This is a genomic window from Escherichia sp. AM3, from assembly GCF_032029835.1.
GTDB classification, from domain to species: domain Bacteria; phylum Pseudomonadota; class Gammaproteobacteria; order Enterobacterales; family Enterobacteriaceae; genus Escherichia; species Escherichia coli.
This window is the reverse complement of record NZ_JAVUPQ010000002.1, coordinates 115,014-130,649: the sequence shown is the minus strand read 5'-3', so window position 1 is coordinate 130,649 and position 15,636 is coordinate 115,014. Positions and strand designations below refer to the sequence as shown.

The following is a 15,636-nucleotide window of genomic DNA, read 5'->3' as shown; positions in this document are numbered from 1 at the left end:
CCTCGCCTTGCGCTGCATTCTGGAGTAATGCATGACTGCTGTAAGCCAAACCGAAACACGATCTTCTGCCAATTTTTCGCTCTTCCGCATCGCTTTTGCGGTTTTTCTCACCTACATGACCGTAGGGCTGCCGTTGCCGGTTATCCCGCTGTTTGTTCATCATGATCTGGGCTATGGCAATACCATGGTCGGGATTGTCGTCGGGATTCAGTTTCTGGCTACGGTGCTGACGCGTGGCTATGCCGGGCGACTGGCCGATCAATATGGCGCAAAACGTTCGGCGCTTCAGGGGATGTTAGCTTGTGGTCTGGCTGGCGGCGCGTTGCTGCTGGCGGCGATTTTGCCTGTCTCCGCACCGTTCAAATTTGCCCTGTTGGTCATCGGGCGTTTGATTCTTGGGTTTGGTGAAAGCCAGTTACTGACAGGCGCTCTGACCTGGGGGTTAGGCATCGTAGGGGCAAAACACTCTGGCAAAGTGATGTCATGGAATGGAATGGCGATTTACGGTGCCCTCGCTGTTGGTGCTCCGCTTGGCCTGTTGATTCATAGCCATTACGGTTTTGCCGCACTGGCGATCACCACAATGGTATTACCCTTACTGGCGTGGGCCTGTAACGGCACAGTGCGCAAAGTACCGGCCCTGGCGGGAGAACGTCCATCGCTGTGGAGCGTTGTCGGGTTTATCTGGAAACCAGGGTTAGGGCTGGCACTACAAGGCGTTGGTTTTGCGGTTATCGGGACTTTCGTTTCGCTCTACTTTGCCAGCAAAGGATGGGCGATGGCGGGCTTTACTCTTACCGCGTTTGGCGGCGCATTTGTCGTGATGCGCGTCATGTTTGGCTGGATGCCGGACCGTTTTGGCGGCGTGAAAGTGGCGATTGTCTCTCTGCTTGTAGAAACGGTGGGCTTGTTGTTGCTCTGGCAAGCCCCAGGTGCGTGGGTCGCATTAGCGGGCGCGGCGTTAACCGGAGCCGGATGTTCGCTTATCTTTCCTGCGCTGGGCGTGGAGGTGGTTAAACGCGTCCCCTCACAAGTTCGCGGCACCGCACTGGGCGGTTACGCCGCGTTTCAGGATATCGCCCTCGGCGTCTCCGGGCCGCTGGCGGGAATGCTGGCGACCACGTTTGGTTACTCTTCGGTATTTCTTGCCGGGGCGATCTCTGCGGTGCTGGGAATTATTGTCACGATACTGTCATTTCGTCGGGGCTAACGAACCAGCCAGACCAGCATCAGGATAATCGCGACTAACAGTATCCACAGCGCGGGACGCGTTGCCATATTTTGCAACGTGTCCATCATCGGTGGAAAAGGATTAAGCAGCGGTTGCATATCACGCGGATCAATCCCTTTAACCCGCCGTTGATAAAGCTGATTAAGAATATCCTCGGCCTGGGCAGAAGAAAGCGATGATTGCGCAGAAAGGCCATATTTTTGCTGGATATATGCCGATAACGCCGCCAGTTCACTGGCATCTAAAGGTTGTTTTAGCGCCATCTGTAGTGATTCCAGCGTCGGCGTATTTTGCTGGCTTAACGTCTGGCGCGCCTGCAACCAGGTCACCAGATGGTTAAACAGTTTCGCTGGAATTAACTCGCCATCTTTCACCCCGGAAAGTTCCAGCATCGATTGCCAGATCTGTTTGCTGGGTTCCCCCGTTGCCGCCGCAAGTTTGGTCACCAGCTGTTTGAGCGCATTGTGCTCCGCCGGTAATAAAGGACGGTCGGTCGCCTCGCGCTGCTGCGGTTGCGGAATAACCATCTTCCCTTCCTGCAACAGGGTGAGAATGGTTTTTAATTGCTCCGGTGAGAGCTGATTCAGCGGCGTCTGACCAAAGTTATGACGGATATAATCCGTGACCGCCTGACGATTATTCCCCAGACGTAAATACTCGCCTAATTGCGCTAAAAGCTGGCGGGCAGAATGGCTTTTTTGCGCGGCCAGCAGACGTTGCGCCAGATTATGTTCAGCGGCAGGGAAGTGACGCGAAAGCAGCGGTGAATCTCCCGACAGACCAATATCGTGCCTGATACCCGCCCACAGTTCTGCTCTTTGCTGTTGCGTCAGTGAGGTCACTTTCGTCATTAAGCTTTCCAGCGAAGTACGTTGCTGACTGGATAAAGGCTGATTGCCCGCGCCAGACGGCAGGTTATCTCCCTGACCTGGTGGTTGCCCAGGAGGAGGGCCGGAAATAGGTTGTATCATTACGTATCCTTATACCTGAAATCTTCGCAAGTATGCCTGGCCGCGAGATTATGGCACACTTGTCCGGTTAACTCTCGTCTCATACAGGTAACACAAACGTGAAAATCCTTGTTGATGAAAATATGCCTTATGCCCGCGACTTATTTAGCCGTTTGGGTGAGGTGACCGCGGTTCCCGGGCGTCCAATCCCCGTCGCTCAACTGGCAGACGCGGATGCGCTGATGGTGCGTTCGGTCACGAAAGTGAATGAATCTTTGCTGGCAGGAAAACCCATTAAATTTGTTGGTACTGCCACAGCAGGGACCGACCATGTCGATGAAGCATGGTTAAAGCAGGCGGGAATTGGTTTTTCCGCGGCACCTGGCTGTAATGCGATTGCGGTGGTGGAATATGTTTTCTCCTCCCTGCTGATGCTTGCCGAACGCGATGGATTTTCACTGCACGACCGTACGGTGGGGATCGTGGGCGTTGGTAACGTTGGACGTCGATTGCAAGCGCGACTGGAAGCGTTAGGGATTAAAACCTTGCTTTGCGATCCGCCTCGCGCTGACCGTGGGGATGAGGGTGATTTCCGCTCGCTGGATGAATTAGTTCAGCATGCGGATATTCTGACTTTCCATACGCCACTCTTCAAAGATGGGCCGTACAAAACGCTGCATCTGGCGGATGAAAAACTGATCCGTAGCCTGAAGCCGGGAGCGATTCTGATTAACGCCTGCCGTGGCGCAGTCGTCGATAATACTGCGTTGCTGACCTGCCTGAATGAAGGCCAGAAGTTAAGCGTAGTGCTGGATGTCTGGGAAGGCGAACCGGAACTTAACGTGGAGTTGCTGACAAAAGTGGATATCGGCACGCCGCATATCGCAGGTTATACCCTGGAAGGTAAAGCACGCGGTACTACGCAAGTGTTTGAAGCCTATAGCAAGTTTATTGGGCATGAACAGCACGTTGCGCTGGATACATTACTGCCCGCGCCAGAGTTTGGTCGCATTACGCTGCATGGCCCGCTCGATCAACCGACGCTGAAAAGGCTGGTGCATTTGGTGTATGATGTGCGCCGCGATGACGCACAGCTGCGTAAAGTCGCCGGGATACCGGGTGAGTTCGATAAACTGCGCAAAAACTATCTTGAGCGCCGTGAATGGTCATCTCTGTATGTAATTTGTGATGACGCCAGTGCGGCATCATTGCTGTGTAAACTGGGTTTTAACGCCGTTCATCATCCGGCACGTTAATCTCTTCTTCATGCTCTCTGCTGTAACATTGGCAGGGAGCTTTGCTATTTCTGGAGTAAACCACCATGTCTGAAGGCTGGAACATTGCCGTCCTGGGCGCAACTGGCGCTGTGGGCGAAGCCCTGCTTGAAACGCTGGCTGAACGTCAGTTCCCGGTTGGGGAAATTTATGCACTGGCACGTAACGAAAGCGCAGGCGAACAACTGCGCTTTGGTGGTAAGACAATCACCGTGCAGGATGCCGCTGAATTCGACTGGACGCAGGCGCAGCTGGCATTTTTTGTCGCAGGCAAAGAAGCTACCGCTGCCTGGGTTGAAGAAGCGACCAACTCAGGTTGCCTGGTGATCGACAGCAGCGGACTGTTTGCTCTCGAACCCGACGTACCGCTGGTGGTGCCGGAAGTAAACCCGTTTGTACTGACCGATTACCGCAACCGGAATGTCATCGCCGTACCAGACAGTCTGACCAGCCAGCTGCTGGCGGCACTGAAACCGTTAATCGATCAGGGCGGTTTGTCGCGTATCAGTGTTACCAGCCTGATTTCAGCCTCCGCCCAGGGCAAAAAAGCGGTCGATGCGTTAGCGGGGCAGAGTGCGAAATTGCTCAACGGCATTCCGATTGACGAAGAAGATTTCTTCGGTCGTCAACTGGCGTTCAATATGCTGCCGTTGTTGCCGGATAGCGAAGGTAGCGTGCGTGAAGAACGTCGTATCGTTGACGAAGTACGCAAAATCCTGCAGGACGAAGGGCTGATGATTTCGGCAAGCGTCGTCCAGGCACCGGTATTCTACGGTCATGCCCAGATGGTCAACTTTGAAGCACTGCGTCCGCTGGCGGCAGAAGAAGCGCGTGATGCGTTTGCTCAGGGCGAAGATATTGTGCTCTCTGAAGAGAACGAATTCCCGACTCAGGTAGGGGATGCTTCGGGTACGCCGCATCTTTCTGTTGGCTGCGTGCGTAATGACTACGGTATGCCGGAGCAAGTCCAGTTCTGGTCGGTGGCCGATAACGTTCGCTTTGGCGGCGCGCTGATGGCAGTAAAAATCGCCGAGAAACTGGTGCAGGAGTATCTGTACTAATGTCCGACCAGCAACAACCGCCAGTTTATAAAATTGCGCTGGGCATTGAGTACGACGGCAGTAAGTATTACGGCTGGCAACGGCAGAATGAAGTCCGCAGTGTGCAGGAGAAGCTGGAAAAGGCGCTCTCCCAGGTGGCGAACGAACCCATTACCGTCTTCTGCGCCGGGCGTACTGACGCTGGTGTACACGGTACCGGGCAGGTAGTGCATTTCGAAACGACCGCGCAGCGCAAAGACGCGGCGTGGACCTTGGGCGTAAATGCGAATTTACCTGGTGACATCGCCGTGCGTTGGGTTAAAGCTGTACCTGATGATTTTCATGCCCGATTTAGCGCCACGGCTCGCCGTTATCGCTACATCATCTACAATCATCGGCTGCGCCCGGCGGTACTGAGTAAAGGGGTAACCCATTTTTACGAACCGCTGGACGCTGAACGGATGCATCGGGCTGCGCAATGCTTGCTGGGCGAGAATGATTTCACCTCGTTCCGTGCGGTGCAGTGCCAGTCCCGAACCCCGTGGCGCAACGTTATGCATATTAATGTCACGCGTCACGGTCCTTATGTGGTGGTAGATATCAAAGCGAATGCCTTTGTACATCATATGGTCAGGAATATTGTCGGCAGCCTGATGGAAGTCGGTGCCCACAACCAGCCGGAGAGCTGGATAGCAGAGTTGCTGGCGGCAAAGGACAGAACGCTGGCGGCAGCAACGGCAAAAGCGGAAGGGCTGTATCTGGTCGCGGTGGATTACCCTGACCGGTATGATCTTCCAAAACCGCCAATGGGCCCGCTATTTCTGGCGGACTAACGAGAATAATGCTCGGAACATTTCAGGCTGTAGCCAACGTAGTTACAGCCTGAAAGATGACGAGTACAAGGCATAGGCAAATATGGACCTGATTTATTTCCTCATCGATTTTATCCTGCACATTGACGTGCATCTGGCAGAGCTGGTCGCGGAGTACGGCGTCTGGGTTTATGCCATTCTGTTTTTGATTCTGTTCTGCGAAACGGGGCTGGTGGTAACGCCATTCCTGCCTGGTGATTCGCTGCTGTTTGTTGCTGGTGCATTGGCGTCGCTGGAAACTAACGATCTCAATGTCCATATGATGGTGGTGCTTATGTTGATTGCCGCTATTGTCGGTGATGCAGTGAACTATACCATTGGACGGTTATTTGGTGACAAACTGTTCAGTAACCCGGATTCGAAAATCTTTCGTCGCAGTTATCTTGATAAGACTCATCAGTTTTACGAGAGACATGGCGGCAAAACGATTATTCTCGCCCGTTTTGTACCGATCGTCAGAACGTTCGCGCCGTTTGTTGCGGGAATGGGCCACATGTCGTACCGTCATTTCGCCGCTTATAACGTGATCGGCGCACTGTTGTGGGTACTGATTTTTACCTACGCGGGTTATTTCTTCGGCACGCTCCCCTTCATTCAGAGCAACCTTAAGCTGATGATTGTTGGCATTATTTTTGTTTCAATATTGCCTGGGGTTTTCGAATTTATTCGTCACAAACGCGCTGCGGCACGCGCCGCAAAATAAAAAGTAACTCCGCGGTTCGACCACTTTTTTATCCAAAGTTTCGGGCTGTTATGTTTTAATGTGCAACATTCATGGTCTGTTGGGGGCAAAAATGGCATTATGCGTCCCCAAAGATAAAACTGGCATCGAACCAGGTTCAGACAGAAAGGTCCCTAATGAGCTGGATTGAACGAATTAAAAGCAACATTACTCCCACCCGCAAGGCGAGCATTCCTGAAGGGGTGTGGACTAAGTGTGATAGCTGCGGTCAGGTTTTATACCGCGCTGAGCTGGAACGTAATCTTGAGGTCTGTCCGAAGTGTGACCATCACATGCGTATGACAGCGCGTAATCGCCTGCATAGCCTGTTAGATGAAGGAAGCCTTGTGGAGCTGGGTAGCGAGCTTGAGCCGAAAGATGTGCTGAAGTTTCGTGACTCCAAGAAGTATAAAGACCGTCTGGCATCTGCGCAGAAAGAAACTGGCGAAAAAGATGCGCTGGTGGTGATGAAAGGCACTCTGTATGGAATGCCGGTTGTCGCTGCGGCATTCGAGTTCGCCTTTATGGGCGGTTCAATGGGGTCTGTTGTGGGTGCACGTTTCGTGCGTGCCGTTGAGCAGGCGCTGGAAGATAACTGCCCGCTGATCTGCTTCTCCGCCTCTGGTGGCGCACGTATGCAGGAAGCACTGATGTCGCTGATGCAGATGGCGAAAACCTCTGCGGCACTGGCAAAAATGCAGGAGCGCGGCTTGCCGTACATCTCCGTGCTGACCGACCCGACGATGGGCGGTGTTTCTGCAAGTTTCGCCATGCTGGGCGATCTCAACATCGCTGAACCGAAAGCGTTAATTGGCTTTGCCGGTCCGCGTGTTATCGAACAGACCGTTCGCGAAAAACTGCCGCCAGGATTCCAGCGCAGTGAATTCCTGATCGAGAAAGGCGCCATCGACATGATCGTCCGTCGTCCGGAAATGCGCCTGAAACTGGCGAGCATTCTGGCGAAGTTGATGAATCTGCCAGCGCCGAATCCTGAAGCGCCGCGTGAAGGCGTAGTGGTACCCCCGGTACCGGATCAGGAACCTGAGGCCTGATAACTGATAAGGGCAGGGCCACTGGCTCTGCCCTTTTGCTATTCTCACCGTAACGAATCAGCGGATACCATGATTATCAAACGCACTCCTCAAGCCGCGTCGCCTCTGGCTTCGTGGCTTTCTTATCTGGAAAACCTGCACAGTAAAACTATCGATCTCGGCCTTGAGCGCGTGAGCCAGGTCGCGGCGCGTCTTGGCGTCCTGAAACCAGCGCCATTTGTGTTTACCGTTGCGGGTACGAATGGCAAAGGCACCACCTGCCGTACGCTGGAGTCGATTCTGATGGCGGCAGGGTACAAAGTGGGCGTCTACAGTTCACCGCATCTGGTGCGTTATACCGAGCGCGTACGTGTGCAGGGGCAGGAATTGCCGGAATCGGCCCACACCGCCTCTTTTGCGGAGATTGAATCGGCACGCGGTGATATTTCCCTGACCTATTTCGAGTACGGTACGCTGTCGGCGTTGTGGCTGTTCAAACAGGCACAACTTGACGTAGTGATTCTGGAAGTAGGGCTGGGCGGTCGTCTGGACGCAACCAATATTGTCGATGCCGATGTGGCTGTAGTAACCAGCATTGCGCTGGATCATACCGACTGGCTGGGACCAGATCGCGAAAGTATTGGTCGCGAGAAAGCAGGCATCTTTCGCAGCGCAAAACCGGCAATTGTCGGTGAGCCGGAAATGCCTTCTACCATTGCTGATGTGGCGCAGGAAAAAGGTGCACTGTTACAACGTCGGGGCGTTGAGTGGAACTATTCCGTCACCGATCATGACTGGGCGTTTAGCGATGCTCACGGCACGCTGGAAAATCTGCCGTTGCCGCTTGTCCCGCAACCGAATGCCGCAACAGCGCTGGCGGCACTGCGTGCCAGCGGGCTGGAAGTCAGTGAAAATGCCATTCGCGACGGGATTGCCAGCGCAATTTTGCCGGGACGTTTCCAGATTGTGAGCGAGTCGCCACGCGTTATTTTTGATGTCGCGCATAATCCACATGCGGCGGAATATCTCACCGGGCGTATGAAAGCGCTACCGAAAAACGGGCGCGTGCTGGCGGTTATCGGTATGCTACATGATAAAGATATTGCCGGAACTCTGGCCTGGTTGAAAAGCGTGGTTGATGACTGGTATTGTGCGCCACTGGAAGGGCCGCGCGGTGCCACGGCAGAACAACTGCTTGAGCATTTGGGTAACGGCAAATCATTTGATAGCGTTGCGCAGGCATGGGATGCCGCAATGGCGGACGCTAAAGCGGAAGACACCGTGCTGGTGTGTGGTTCTTTCCACACGGTCGCACATGTCATGGAAGTGATTGACGCGAGGAGAAGCGGTGGCAAGTAAGTTTCAGAATCGGTTAGTGGGCACGATCGTGCTGGTGGCGCTGGGGGTGATTGTACTTCCAGGGCTGCTGGACGGGCAGAAAAAACATTATCAGGATGAGTTCGCGGCTATCCCGCTGGTGCCGAAAGCGGGCGATCGTGATGAGCCTGATATGATGCCAGCCGCCACCCAGGCGTTGCCGACGCAGCCGCCGGAAGGCGCAGCGGAAGAGGTGCGGGCAGGTGATGCCGCAGCACCGTCGCTCGATCCGGCCACTATTGCAGCCAATAACACCGAGTTTGAACCGGAACCTGCACCGGTCGCCCCACCGAAGCCGAAACCGGTGGAGCCGCCTAAACCGAAGGTTGAAGCACCACCTGCGCCGAAGCCAGAACCGAAGCCGGTCGTGGAAGAAAAAGCAGCGCCAACGGGTAAAGCCTATGTTGTGCAACTGGGTGCGCTGAAAAATGCCGATAAAGTAAATGAGATTGTCGGTAAGCTGCGCGGTGCCGGTTATCGGGTTTATACGTCGCCATCCACGCCAGTGCAGGGTAAAATTACCCGTATTCTGGTTGGGCCGGATGCCTCGAAAGATAAGCTGAAAGGTTCGCTGGGTGAGTTGAAGCAACTTTCTGGCTTAAGTGGCGTGGTAATGGGCTATACGCCGAATTAATACGGCCTTGCCTGATGCGACGCTGGCGCGTCTTATCAGGACTGGGCAGGGTTAGAACCGTAGGTCGGATAAGGCGTTTACGCCGCATCCGACACGCATTGCACGATGCCGCAAAGGCATAAAAAGTCGATGGCGTTGAATATTTTTTCAGCGCCATTTTTATTGATGCGCGGGAAGGAAATCCCTACGCAAACGTTTTCTTTTTCTGTTAGAATGCGCCCCGAACAGGATGACAGGGCGTAAAATCGTGGGACACATATGGTCTGGATTGATTACGCCATAATCGCGGTGATTGCTTTTTCCTCTCTGGTTAGCCTGATCCGCGGCTTTGTTCGTGAAGCGTTATCGCTGGTGACATGGGGTTGTGCTTTCTTTGTTGCCAGTCATTACTACACTTACCTGTCAGTCTGGTTTACGGGCTTTGAAGACGAACTGGTTCGAAATGGGATTGCCATCGCGGTACTATTTATCGCTACCCTGATCGTTGGTGCTATCGTGAACTTCGTGATAGGCCAGCTGGTGGAGAAAACGGGGTTGTCAGGCACCGATCGGGTGCTGGGCGTCTGTTTCGGTGCGTTGCGCGGTGTGTTGATTGTTGCCGCCATTCTATTCTTTCTCGACTCCTTTACCGGGGTGTCGAAAAGCGAAGACTGGAGCAAATCACAGCTGATCCCGCAGTTCAGTTTTATCATCAGATGGTTTTTTGATTATCTGCAAAGCTCGTCAAGTTTCTTGCCCAGAGCGTAAGTGCTCTGAGATGTGGCTTAACGAGGAAAAAGACGTATGTGCGGTATTGTCGGTATCGCCGGTGTTATGCCGGTTAACCAGTCGATTTATGATGCCTTAACGGTGCTTCAGCATCGCGGTCAGGATGCCGCCGGCATCATCACCATAGATGCCAATAACTGCTTCCGTTTGCGTAAAGCGAACGGGCTGGTGAGCGATGTATTTGAAGCTCGCCATATGCAGCGTTTGCAGGGCAATATGGGCATTGGTCATGTGCGTTACCCTACGGCTGGCAGCTCCAGCGCCTCTGAAGCGCAGCCGTTTTACGTTAACTCCCCGTATGGCATTACGCTTGCCCACAACGGCAATCTGACCAACGCTCACGAGTTGCGTAAAAAACTGTTTGAAGAAAAACGCCGCCACATCAACACCACTTCCGACTCGGAAATTCTGCTTAATATCTTCGCTAGCGAGCTGGACAACTTCCGCCACTACCCGCTGGAAGCCGACAATATTTTCGCTGCCATTGCTGCCACAAACCGCTTAATCCGCGGCGCATATGCCTGTGTGGCGATGATTATCGGCCACGGTATGGTTGCTTTCCGCGATCCAAACGGGATTCGTCCGCTGGTACTGGGAAAACGTGATATTGACGAGAACCGTACAGAATATATGGTCGCTTCCGAAAGCGTAGCGCTCGATACGCTGGGCTTTGATTTCCTGCGTGACGTCGCGCCGGGCGAAGCGATTTACATCACTGAAGAAGGGCAGTTGTTTACCCGTCAATGTGCTGACAATCCGGTCAGCAATCCGTGCCTGTTTGAGTATGTATACTTTGCTCGCCCGGACTCGTTCATCGACAAAATTTCCGTTTACAGCGCGCGTGTGAATATGGGCACGAAACTGGGCGAGAAAATTGCCCGCGAATGGGAAGATCTGGATATCGACGTGGTGATCCCGATCCCAGAAACCTCGTGTGATATCGCGCTGGAAATTGCTCGTATTCTGGGCAAACCGTACCGCCAGGGCTTCGTTAAAAACCGCTATGTTGGCCGCACCTTTATCATGCCGGGCCAGCAGCTGCGTCGTAAGTCCGTGCGCCGTAAACTGAATGCCAACCGCGCCGAGTTCCGCGATAAAAACGTCCTGCTGGTCGACGACTCCATCGTCCGTGGCACCACTTCTGAGCAGATTATCGAGATGGCACGCGAAGCCGGAGCGAAGAAAGTGTACCTCGCTTCTGCGGCACCGGAAATTCGCTTCCCGAACGTTTATGGTATTGATATGCCGAGCGCCACGGAACTGATCGCTCACGGTCGCGAAGTTGATGAAATTCGCCAGATCATCGGTGCTGACGGGTTGATTTTCCAGGATCTGAACGATCTGATCGACGCCGTTCGCGCTGAAAATCCGGATATCCAGCAGTTTGAATGCTCGGTGTTCAACGGCGTCTACGTCACCAAAGATGTTGATCAGGGCTACCTCGATTTCCTCGATACGTTACGTAATGATGACGCCAAAGCAGTGCAACGTCAGAACGAAGTGGAAAATCTCGAAATGCATAACGAAGGATGATGCCTTCGCTGAGGGTGCCGGTCTGGCACCCTGACTTGCAACTCCCGCCGAAATACTGCAAAGTCTGCCTGCAAGTCTGACAGGGCAACTATTTATGAAACGACTCATTGTAGGCATCAGCGGTGCCAGCGGCGCGATTTATGGCGTGCGCTTATTACAGGTTCTGCGCGATGTCACAGATATCGAAACGCATCTGGTGATGAGCCAGGCGGCGCGCCAGACCTTATCCCTCGAAACGGATTTTTCCCTGCGCGAAGTGCAGGCATTAGCTGATGTCACGCACGATGCGCGCGATATTTCCGCCAGCATCTCTTCCGGTTCTTTCCAGACGCTGGGGATGGTGATTTTACCCTGTTCAATCAAAACCCTTTCCGGCATTGTCCATAGCTATACTGATGGCTTACTGACCCGTGCGGCAGATGTGGTGCTGAAAGAGCGTCGCCCGTTGGTGCTCTGCGTGCGTGAAACACCATTGCACTTAGGCCATCTGCGTTTAATGACTCAGGCGGCAGAAATCGGTGCGGTGATTATGCCTCCCGTTCCGGCGTTTTATCATCGCCCGCAATCCCTTGATGATGTGATAAATCAGACGGTTAATCGTGTTCTTGACCAGTTTGCAATAACCCTTCCTGAAGATCTCTTTGCCCGCTGGCAGGGCGCATAACTCCGCTGTTGCCCTGTTTCAGGGCAATTTTGCAACCGCGATCAAATCCTCGACATTTTGTTTCTGCCATTCAATCGAAACGCTGCGATTCAACCGCTATACCTGCTATCTTCAACTTCAGGACAATAATGCAACGTCTTATTAACATATTTAACGTTGAATGTTACTGTTGTCGTCAAGATGGCATAAGACCTGCATGAAAGAGCCTGCAAACACACAACACAATACACAACATAAAAAAGCCATTTTCACTTGAGGGTTATGTATGAAGAAGTCGATTCTCGCTCTGTCTTTGTTAGTCGGTCTCTCCGCAGCGGCTTCCAGCTATGCGGCGCTACCGGAGACGGTACGTATCGGAACCGATACCACCTATGCGCCGTTCTCGTCGAAAGATGCTAAAGGTGATTTTGTTGGCTTTGATATCGATCTCGGTAACGAGATGTGCAAACGGATGCAGGTGAAATGTACCTGGGTTGCCAGTGACTTTGACGCGCTGATCCCCTCACTGAAAGCGAAAAAAATCGACGCCATTATTTCGTCGCTTTCCATTACCGATAAACGTCAGCAGGAGATTGCCTTCTCCGACAAGCTGTACGCCGCAGATTCTCGTTTGATTGCTGCCAAAGGTTCACCGATTCAGCCAACGCTGGATTCACTGAAAGGTAAACATGTTGGTGTGCTGCAGGGATCAACCCAGGAAGCTTACGCTAACGAGACCTGGCGTAGCAAAGGCGTGGATGTGGTGGCCTATGCCAACCAGGATTTGGTCTATTCCGATCTGGCTGCAGGACGTCTGGATGCTGCGTTACAAGATGAAGTTGCTGCCAGCGAAGGATTCCTCAAGCAACCTGCTGGTAAAGATTTCGCCTTTGCTGGCTCATCAGTAAAAGACAAAAAATACTTCGGTGATGGCACCGGTGTAGGGCTACGTAAAGATGATGCTGAACTGACGGCTGCCTTCAATAAGGCGCTTGGCGAGCTGCGTCAGGACGGCACCTACGACAAGATGGCGAAAAAGTATTTCGACTTTAATGTCTACGGTGACTGATACGTCGCTGGGAAGCTGTACCTGATGGAATGATCATCATGGTGCACGCCAGGTTTGTTGCACTATCGTGGTGCATTGAAATGCATACTTAAGCATTTTTAATGAAAAATAATACGTCTAACGGGGCGGGATATTTTGCCTTGATGGTCAATTTTATGGCACGATAAGTGTAACAAACCTGTAAATATTCCCTATAAAAAGACTGTCAGTTGAGGACATTATGAAAAAACTGGTGCTATCGCTCTCTCTGGTTCTGGCCTTCTCCAGCGCAACTGCGGCGTTTGCTGCGATTCCGCAAAACATCCGCATCGGTACCGACCCGACCTATGCGCCATTTGAATCAAAAAATTCACAAGGCGAACTGGTTGGCTTCGATATCGATCTGGCAAAGGAATTATGCAAACGCATCAATACGCAATGTACGTTTGTCGAAAATCCGCTGGATGCGTTAATCCCGTCCTTAAAAGCGAAGAAGATTGACGCCATCATGTCATCGCTTTCCATTACGGAAAAACGTCAGCAAGAAATAGCCTTCACCGACAAACTGTACGCTGCCGATTCTCGTTTGGTGGTGGCGAAAAATTCCGACATTCAGCCGACAGTCGAGTCGCTGAAAGGCAAACGGGTAGGCGTATTGCAGGGCACCACCCAGGAGACGTTCGGTAATGAACATTGGGCACCAAAAGGCATTGAAATCGTCTCGTATCAGGGGCAGGACAACATTTATTCTGACCTGACTGCCGGACGTATTGATGCCGCGTTCCAGGATGAGGTCGCTGCCAGCGAAGGTTTCCTCAAACAACCTGTCGGTAAAGATTACAAATTCGGTGGCCCGTCTGTTAAAGATGAAAAACTGTTTGGCGTAGGGACCGGCATGGGCCTGCGTAAAGAAGATAACGAACTGCGCGAGGCACTGAACAAAGCCTTTGCCGAAATGCGCGCTGACGGTACTTACGAGAAATTAGCGAAAAAGTACTTCGATTTTGATGTTTATGGCGGTTAATCGCCATCGGTGAAAGAAAGCCCGCTCCCTTCGGGTAACCGGAGGGAGACAAGAGGCGGTAATTCACCACACACGACAGGACAGGCAGCATGTTGTATGGGTTTTCAGGTGTTATTTTACAGGGTGCGCTCGTCACGCTGGAGCTGGCTATCAGTTCTGTAGTGCTCGCTGTAATCATCGGTTTAATTGGCGCTGGCGGTAAGCTCTCGCAAAATCGGCTTTCGGGGCTGATTTTCGAAGGGTACACCACGCTGATTCGAGGCGTGCCGGACTTGGTGTTGATGCTGCTGATTTTCTACGGTTTGCAGATTGCACTAAACACGGTGACGGAGGCGATGGGCGTCGGGCAGATTGATATCGATCCGATGGTCGCTGGTATTATTACTCTCGGTTTTATCTACGGTGCTTATTTTACCGAAACGTTCCGTGGCGCGTTTATGGCAGTGCCGAAAGGGCATATAGAGGCGGCGACGGCGTTCGGTTTTACTCGTGGGCAAGTGTTTCGGCGGATCATGTTTCCGGCGATGATGCGTTACGCCCTGCCAGGCATTGGCAACAACTGGCAGGTGATCCTCAAATCTACCGCACTGGTTTCGTTACTCGGCCTGGAAGATGTGGTCAAAGCCACCCAACTGGCAGGCAAAAGTACCTGGGAACCGTTCTATTTCGCCATCGTCTGTGGCGTGATTTACCTGGTTTTCACCACTGTTTCCAATGGTGTGCTGCTGTTCCTTGAGCGCCGCTACTCCGTGGGTGTGAAGAGGGCTGACCTGTGATCGAAATCTTACATGAATACTGGAAACCGCTGCTGTGGACCGACGGTTATCGCTTTACTGGTGTGGCGATCACTCTGTGGCTGCTTATTTTGTCGGTAGTGATAGGCGGAGTCCTGGCGCTGTTTCTGGCGATTGGTCGTGTCTCCAGTAATAAATACATCCAGTTTCCAATCTGGTTATTTACCTATATTTTTCGTGGTACGCCGCTGTATGTTCAGTTGCTGGTGTTCTATTCCGGCATGTACACGCTTGAGATTGTTAAGGGAACCGAATTCCTTAACGCTTTCTTCCGCAGTGGCCTGAACTGTACCGTGCTGGCGCTGACGCTTAACACCTGCGCTTACACTACCGAGATTTTTGCTGGGGCAATCCGTTCGGTTCCGCATGGGGAAATTGAAGCCGCCAGAGCCTATGGCTTCTCGACTTTTAAAATGTATCGTTGCATTATTTTGCCTTCTGCGCTGCGTATTGCGTTACCGGCATACAGCAACGAAGTGATCCTGATGCTGCACTCTACTGCGCTGGCGTTTACGGCCACTGTGCCGGATCTGCTGAAAATAGCCCGCGATATTAACGCCGCCACGTATCAACCTTTTACCGCCTTCGGCATTGCCGCGGTGCTCTATTTAATCATCTCTTATGTCCTGATCAGCCTCTTTCGCAGAGCGGAAAAACGCTGGTTGCAGCATGTGAAACCTTCTTCAACGCACTGAG

At 52.7% G+C, this 15,636-nt stretch carries 16 protein-coding genes; 15 read left to right on the top strand and 1 reads right to left on the bottom strand.

What is annotated here, in order from left to right:
• Positions 1-31: 31 nt before the first annotated feature.
• Positions 32-1,210 carry an MFS transporter gene (locus RTW80_RS01750; RefSeq protein WP_000127762.1) on the top strand — a complete coding sequence of 393 codons (1,179 nt, stop codon included), beginning with the start codon at positions 32-34 and terminating at the stop codon, positions 1,208-1,210.
• Here the strand turns inward: RTW80_RS01750 and flk are convergent.
• Positions 1,207-2,202, bottom strand: coding sequence for a flagella biosynthesis regulator Flk (flk, locus tag RTW80_RS01745; RefSeq protein WP_000615813.1), 996 nt, complete (start codon positions 2,200-2,202; stop codon positions 1,207-1,209). The genes RTW80_RS01750 and flk overlap by 4 nt on opposite strands.
• Before the next feature lie 98 nt (positions 2,203-2,300).
• Here flk and pdxB point away from each other — a divergent pair, with 98 nt between their 5' ends.
• From pdxB to RTW80_RS01675, 14 genes are all read left to right on the top strand, one after another.
• On the top strand, positions 2,301-3,437 hold the full coding sequence (pdxB, locus tag RTW80_RS01740) for a 4-phosphoerythronate dehydrogenase PdxB (RefSeq protein ID WP_000699122.1): 1,137 nt from the start codon (positions 2,301-2,303) through the stop codon (positions 3,435-3,437).
• A gap of 65 nt (positions 3,438-3,502) precedes the next feature.
• Entirely contained in the window at positions 3,503-4,516 is a 1,014-nt protein-coding gene (locus tag RTW80_RS01735) for an aspartate-semialdehyde dehydrogenase (protein ID WP_001289165.1), read from the top strand.
• The gene (gene truA / locus RTW80_RS01730; protein ID WP_001283590.1) at positions 4,516-5,328 is read left to right on the top strand and encodes a tRNA pseudouridine(38-40) synthase TruA; all 813 of its coding nucleotides are present in this window, start codon (positions 4,516-4,518) and stop codon (positions 5,326-5,328) included. Before RTW80_RS01735 ends, truA begins: the two co-directional genes overlap by 1 nt.
• A gap of 82 nt (positions 5,329-5,410) precedes the next feature.
• Positions 5,411-6,070, top strand: a complete 660-nt coding sequence (locus tag RTW80_RS01725) for a DedA family protein (RefSeq protein WP_000364331.1) — start codon at positions 5,411-5,413, stop codon at positions 6,068-6,070.
• A 155-nt stretch (positions 6,071-6,225) separates the two neighbouring features.
• Complete coding sequence (accD, locus tag RTW80_RS01720) at positions 6,226-7,140, top strand: acetyl-CoA carboxylase, carboxyltransferase subunit beta (protein WP_000118404.1); 915 nt, start codon at positions 6,226-6,228, stop codon at positions 7,138-7,140.
• Positions 7,141-7,209: 69 nt separating this feature from the next.
• Entirely contained in the window at positions 7,210-8,478 is a 1,269-nt protein-coding gene (gene folC / locus RTW80_RS01715) for a bifunctional tetrahydrofolate synthase/dihydrofolate synthase (RefSeq protein ID WP_000584571.1), read from the top strand.
• Positions 8,468-9,130, top strand: a complete 663-nt coding sequence (dedD, locus tag RTW80_RS01710; protein ID WP_000146992.1) for a cell division protein DedD — start codon at positions 8,468-8,470, stop codon at positions 9,128-9,130. Before folC ends, dedD begins: the two co-directional genes overlap by 11 nt.
• Positions 9,131-9,388: 258 nt before the next feature.
• Entirely contained in the window at positions 9,389-9,877 is a 489-nt protein-coding gene (cvpA, locus tag RTW80_RS01705) for a colicin V production protein (RefSeq protein ID WP_000262113.1), read from the top strand.
• Positions 9,878-9,913: 36 nt separating this feature from the next.
• The gene (gene purF / locus RTW80_RS01700) at positions 9,914-11,431 is read left to right on the top strand and encodes an amidophosphoribosyltransferase (RefSeq protein WP_000334220.1); all 1,518 of its coding nucleotides are present in this window, start codon (positions 9,914-9,916) and stop codon (positions 11,429-11,431) included.
• 94 nt (positions 11,432-11,525) lie between these two features.
• Positions 11,526-12,095 carry a flavin prenyltransferase UbiX gene (gene ubiX, locus RTW80_RS01695; RefSeq protein ID WP_000825704.1) on the top strand — a complete coding sequence of 190 codons (570 nt, stop codon included), beginning with the start codon at positions 11,526-11,528 and terminating at the stop codon, positions 12,093-12,095.
• A gap of 265 nt (positions 12,096-12,360) precedes the next feature.
• Positions 12,361-13,143: a lysine/arginine/ornithine ABC transporter substrate-binding protein ArgT gene (argT, locus tag RTW80_RS01690; RefSeq protein ID WP_000748261.1), complete on the top strand. Its 783-nt coding sequence runs from the start codon at positions 12,361-12,363 to the stop codon at positions 13,141-13,143.
• Between the two features lie 220 nt (positions 13,144-13,363).
• Complete coding sequence (hisJ, locus tag RTW80_RS01685; protein ID WP_000737621.1) at positions 13,364-14,146, top strand: histidine ABC transporter substrate-binding protein HisJ; 783 nt, start codon at positions 13,364-13,366, stop codon at positions 14,144-14,146.
• A gap of 89 nt (positions 14,147-14,235) precedes the next feature.
• Positions 14,236-14,922, top strand: coding sequence for a histidine ABC transporter permease HisQ (gene hisQ / locus RTW80_RS01680; RefSeq protein ID WP_000965518.1), 687 nt, complete (start codon positions 14,236-14,238; stop codon positions 14,920-14,922).
• Positions 14,919-15,635, top strand: coding sequence for an ABC transporter permease (locus RTW80_RS01675; RefSeq protein ID WP_000569958.1), 717 nt, complete (start codon positions 14,919-14,921; stop codon positions 15,633-15,635). Before hisQ ends, RTW80_RS01675 begins: the two co-directional genes overlap by 4 nt.
• Position 15,636 lies beyond the last annotated feature (1 nt).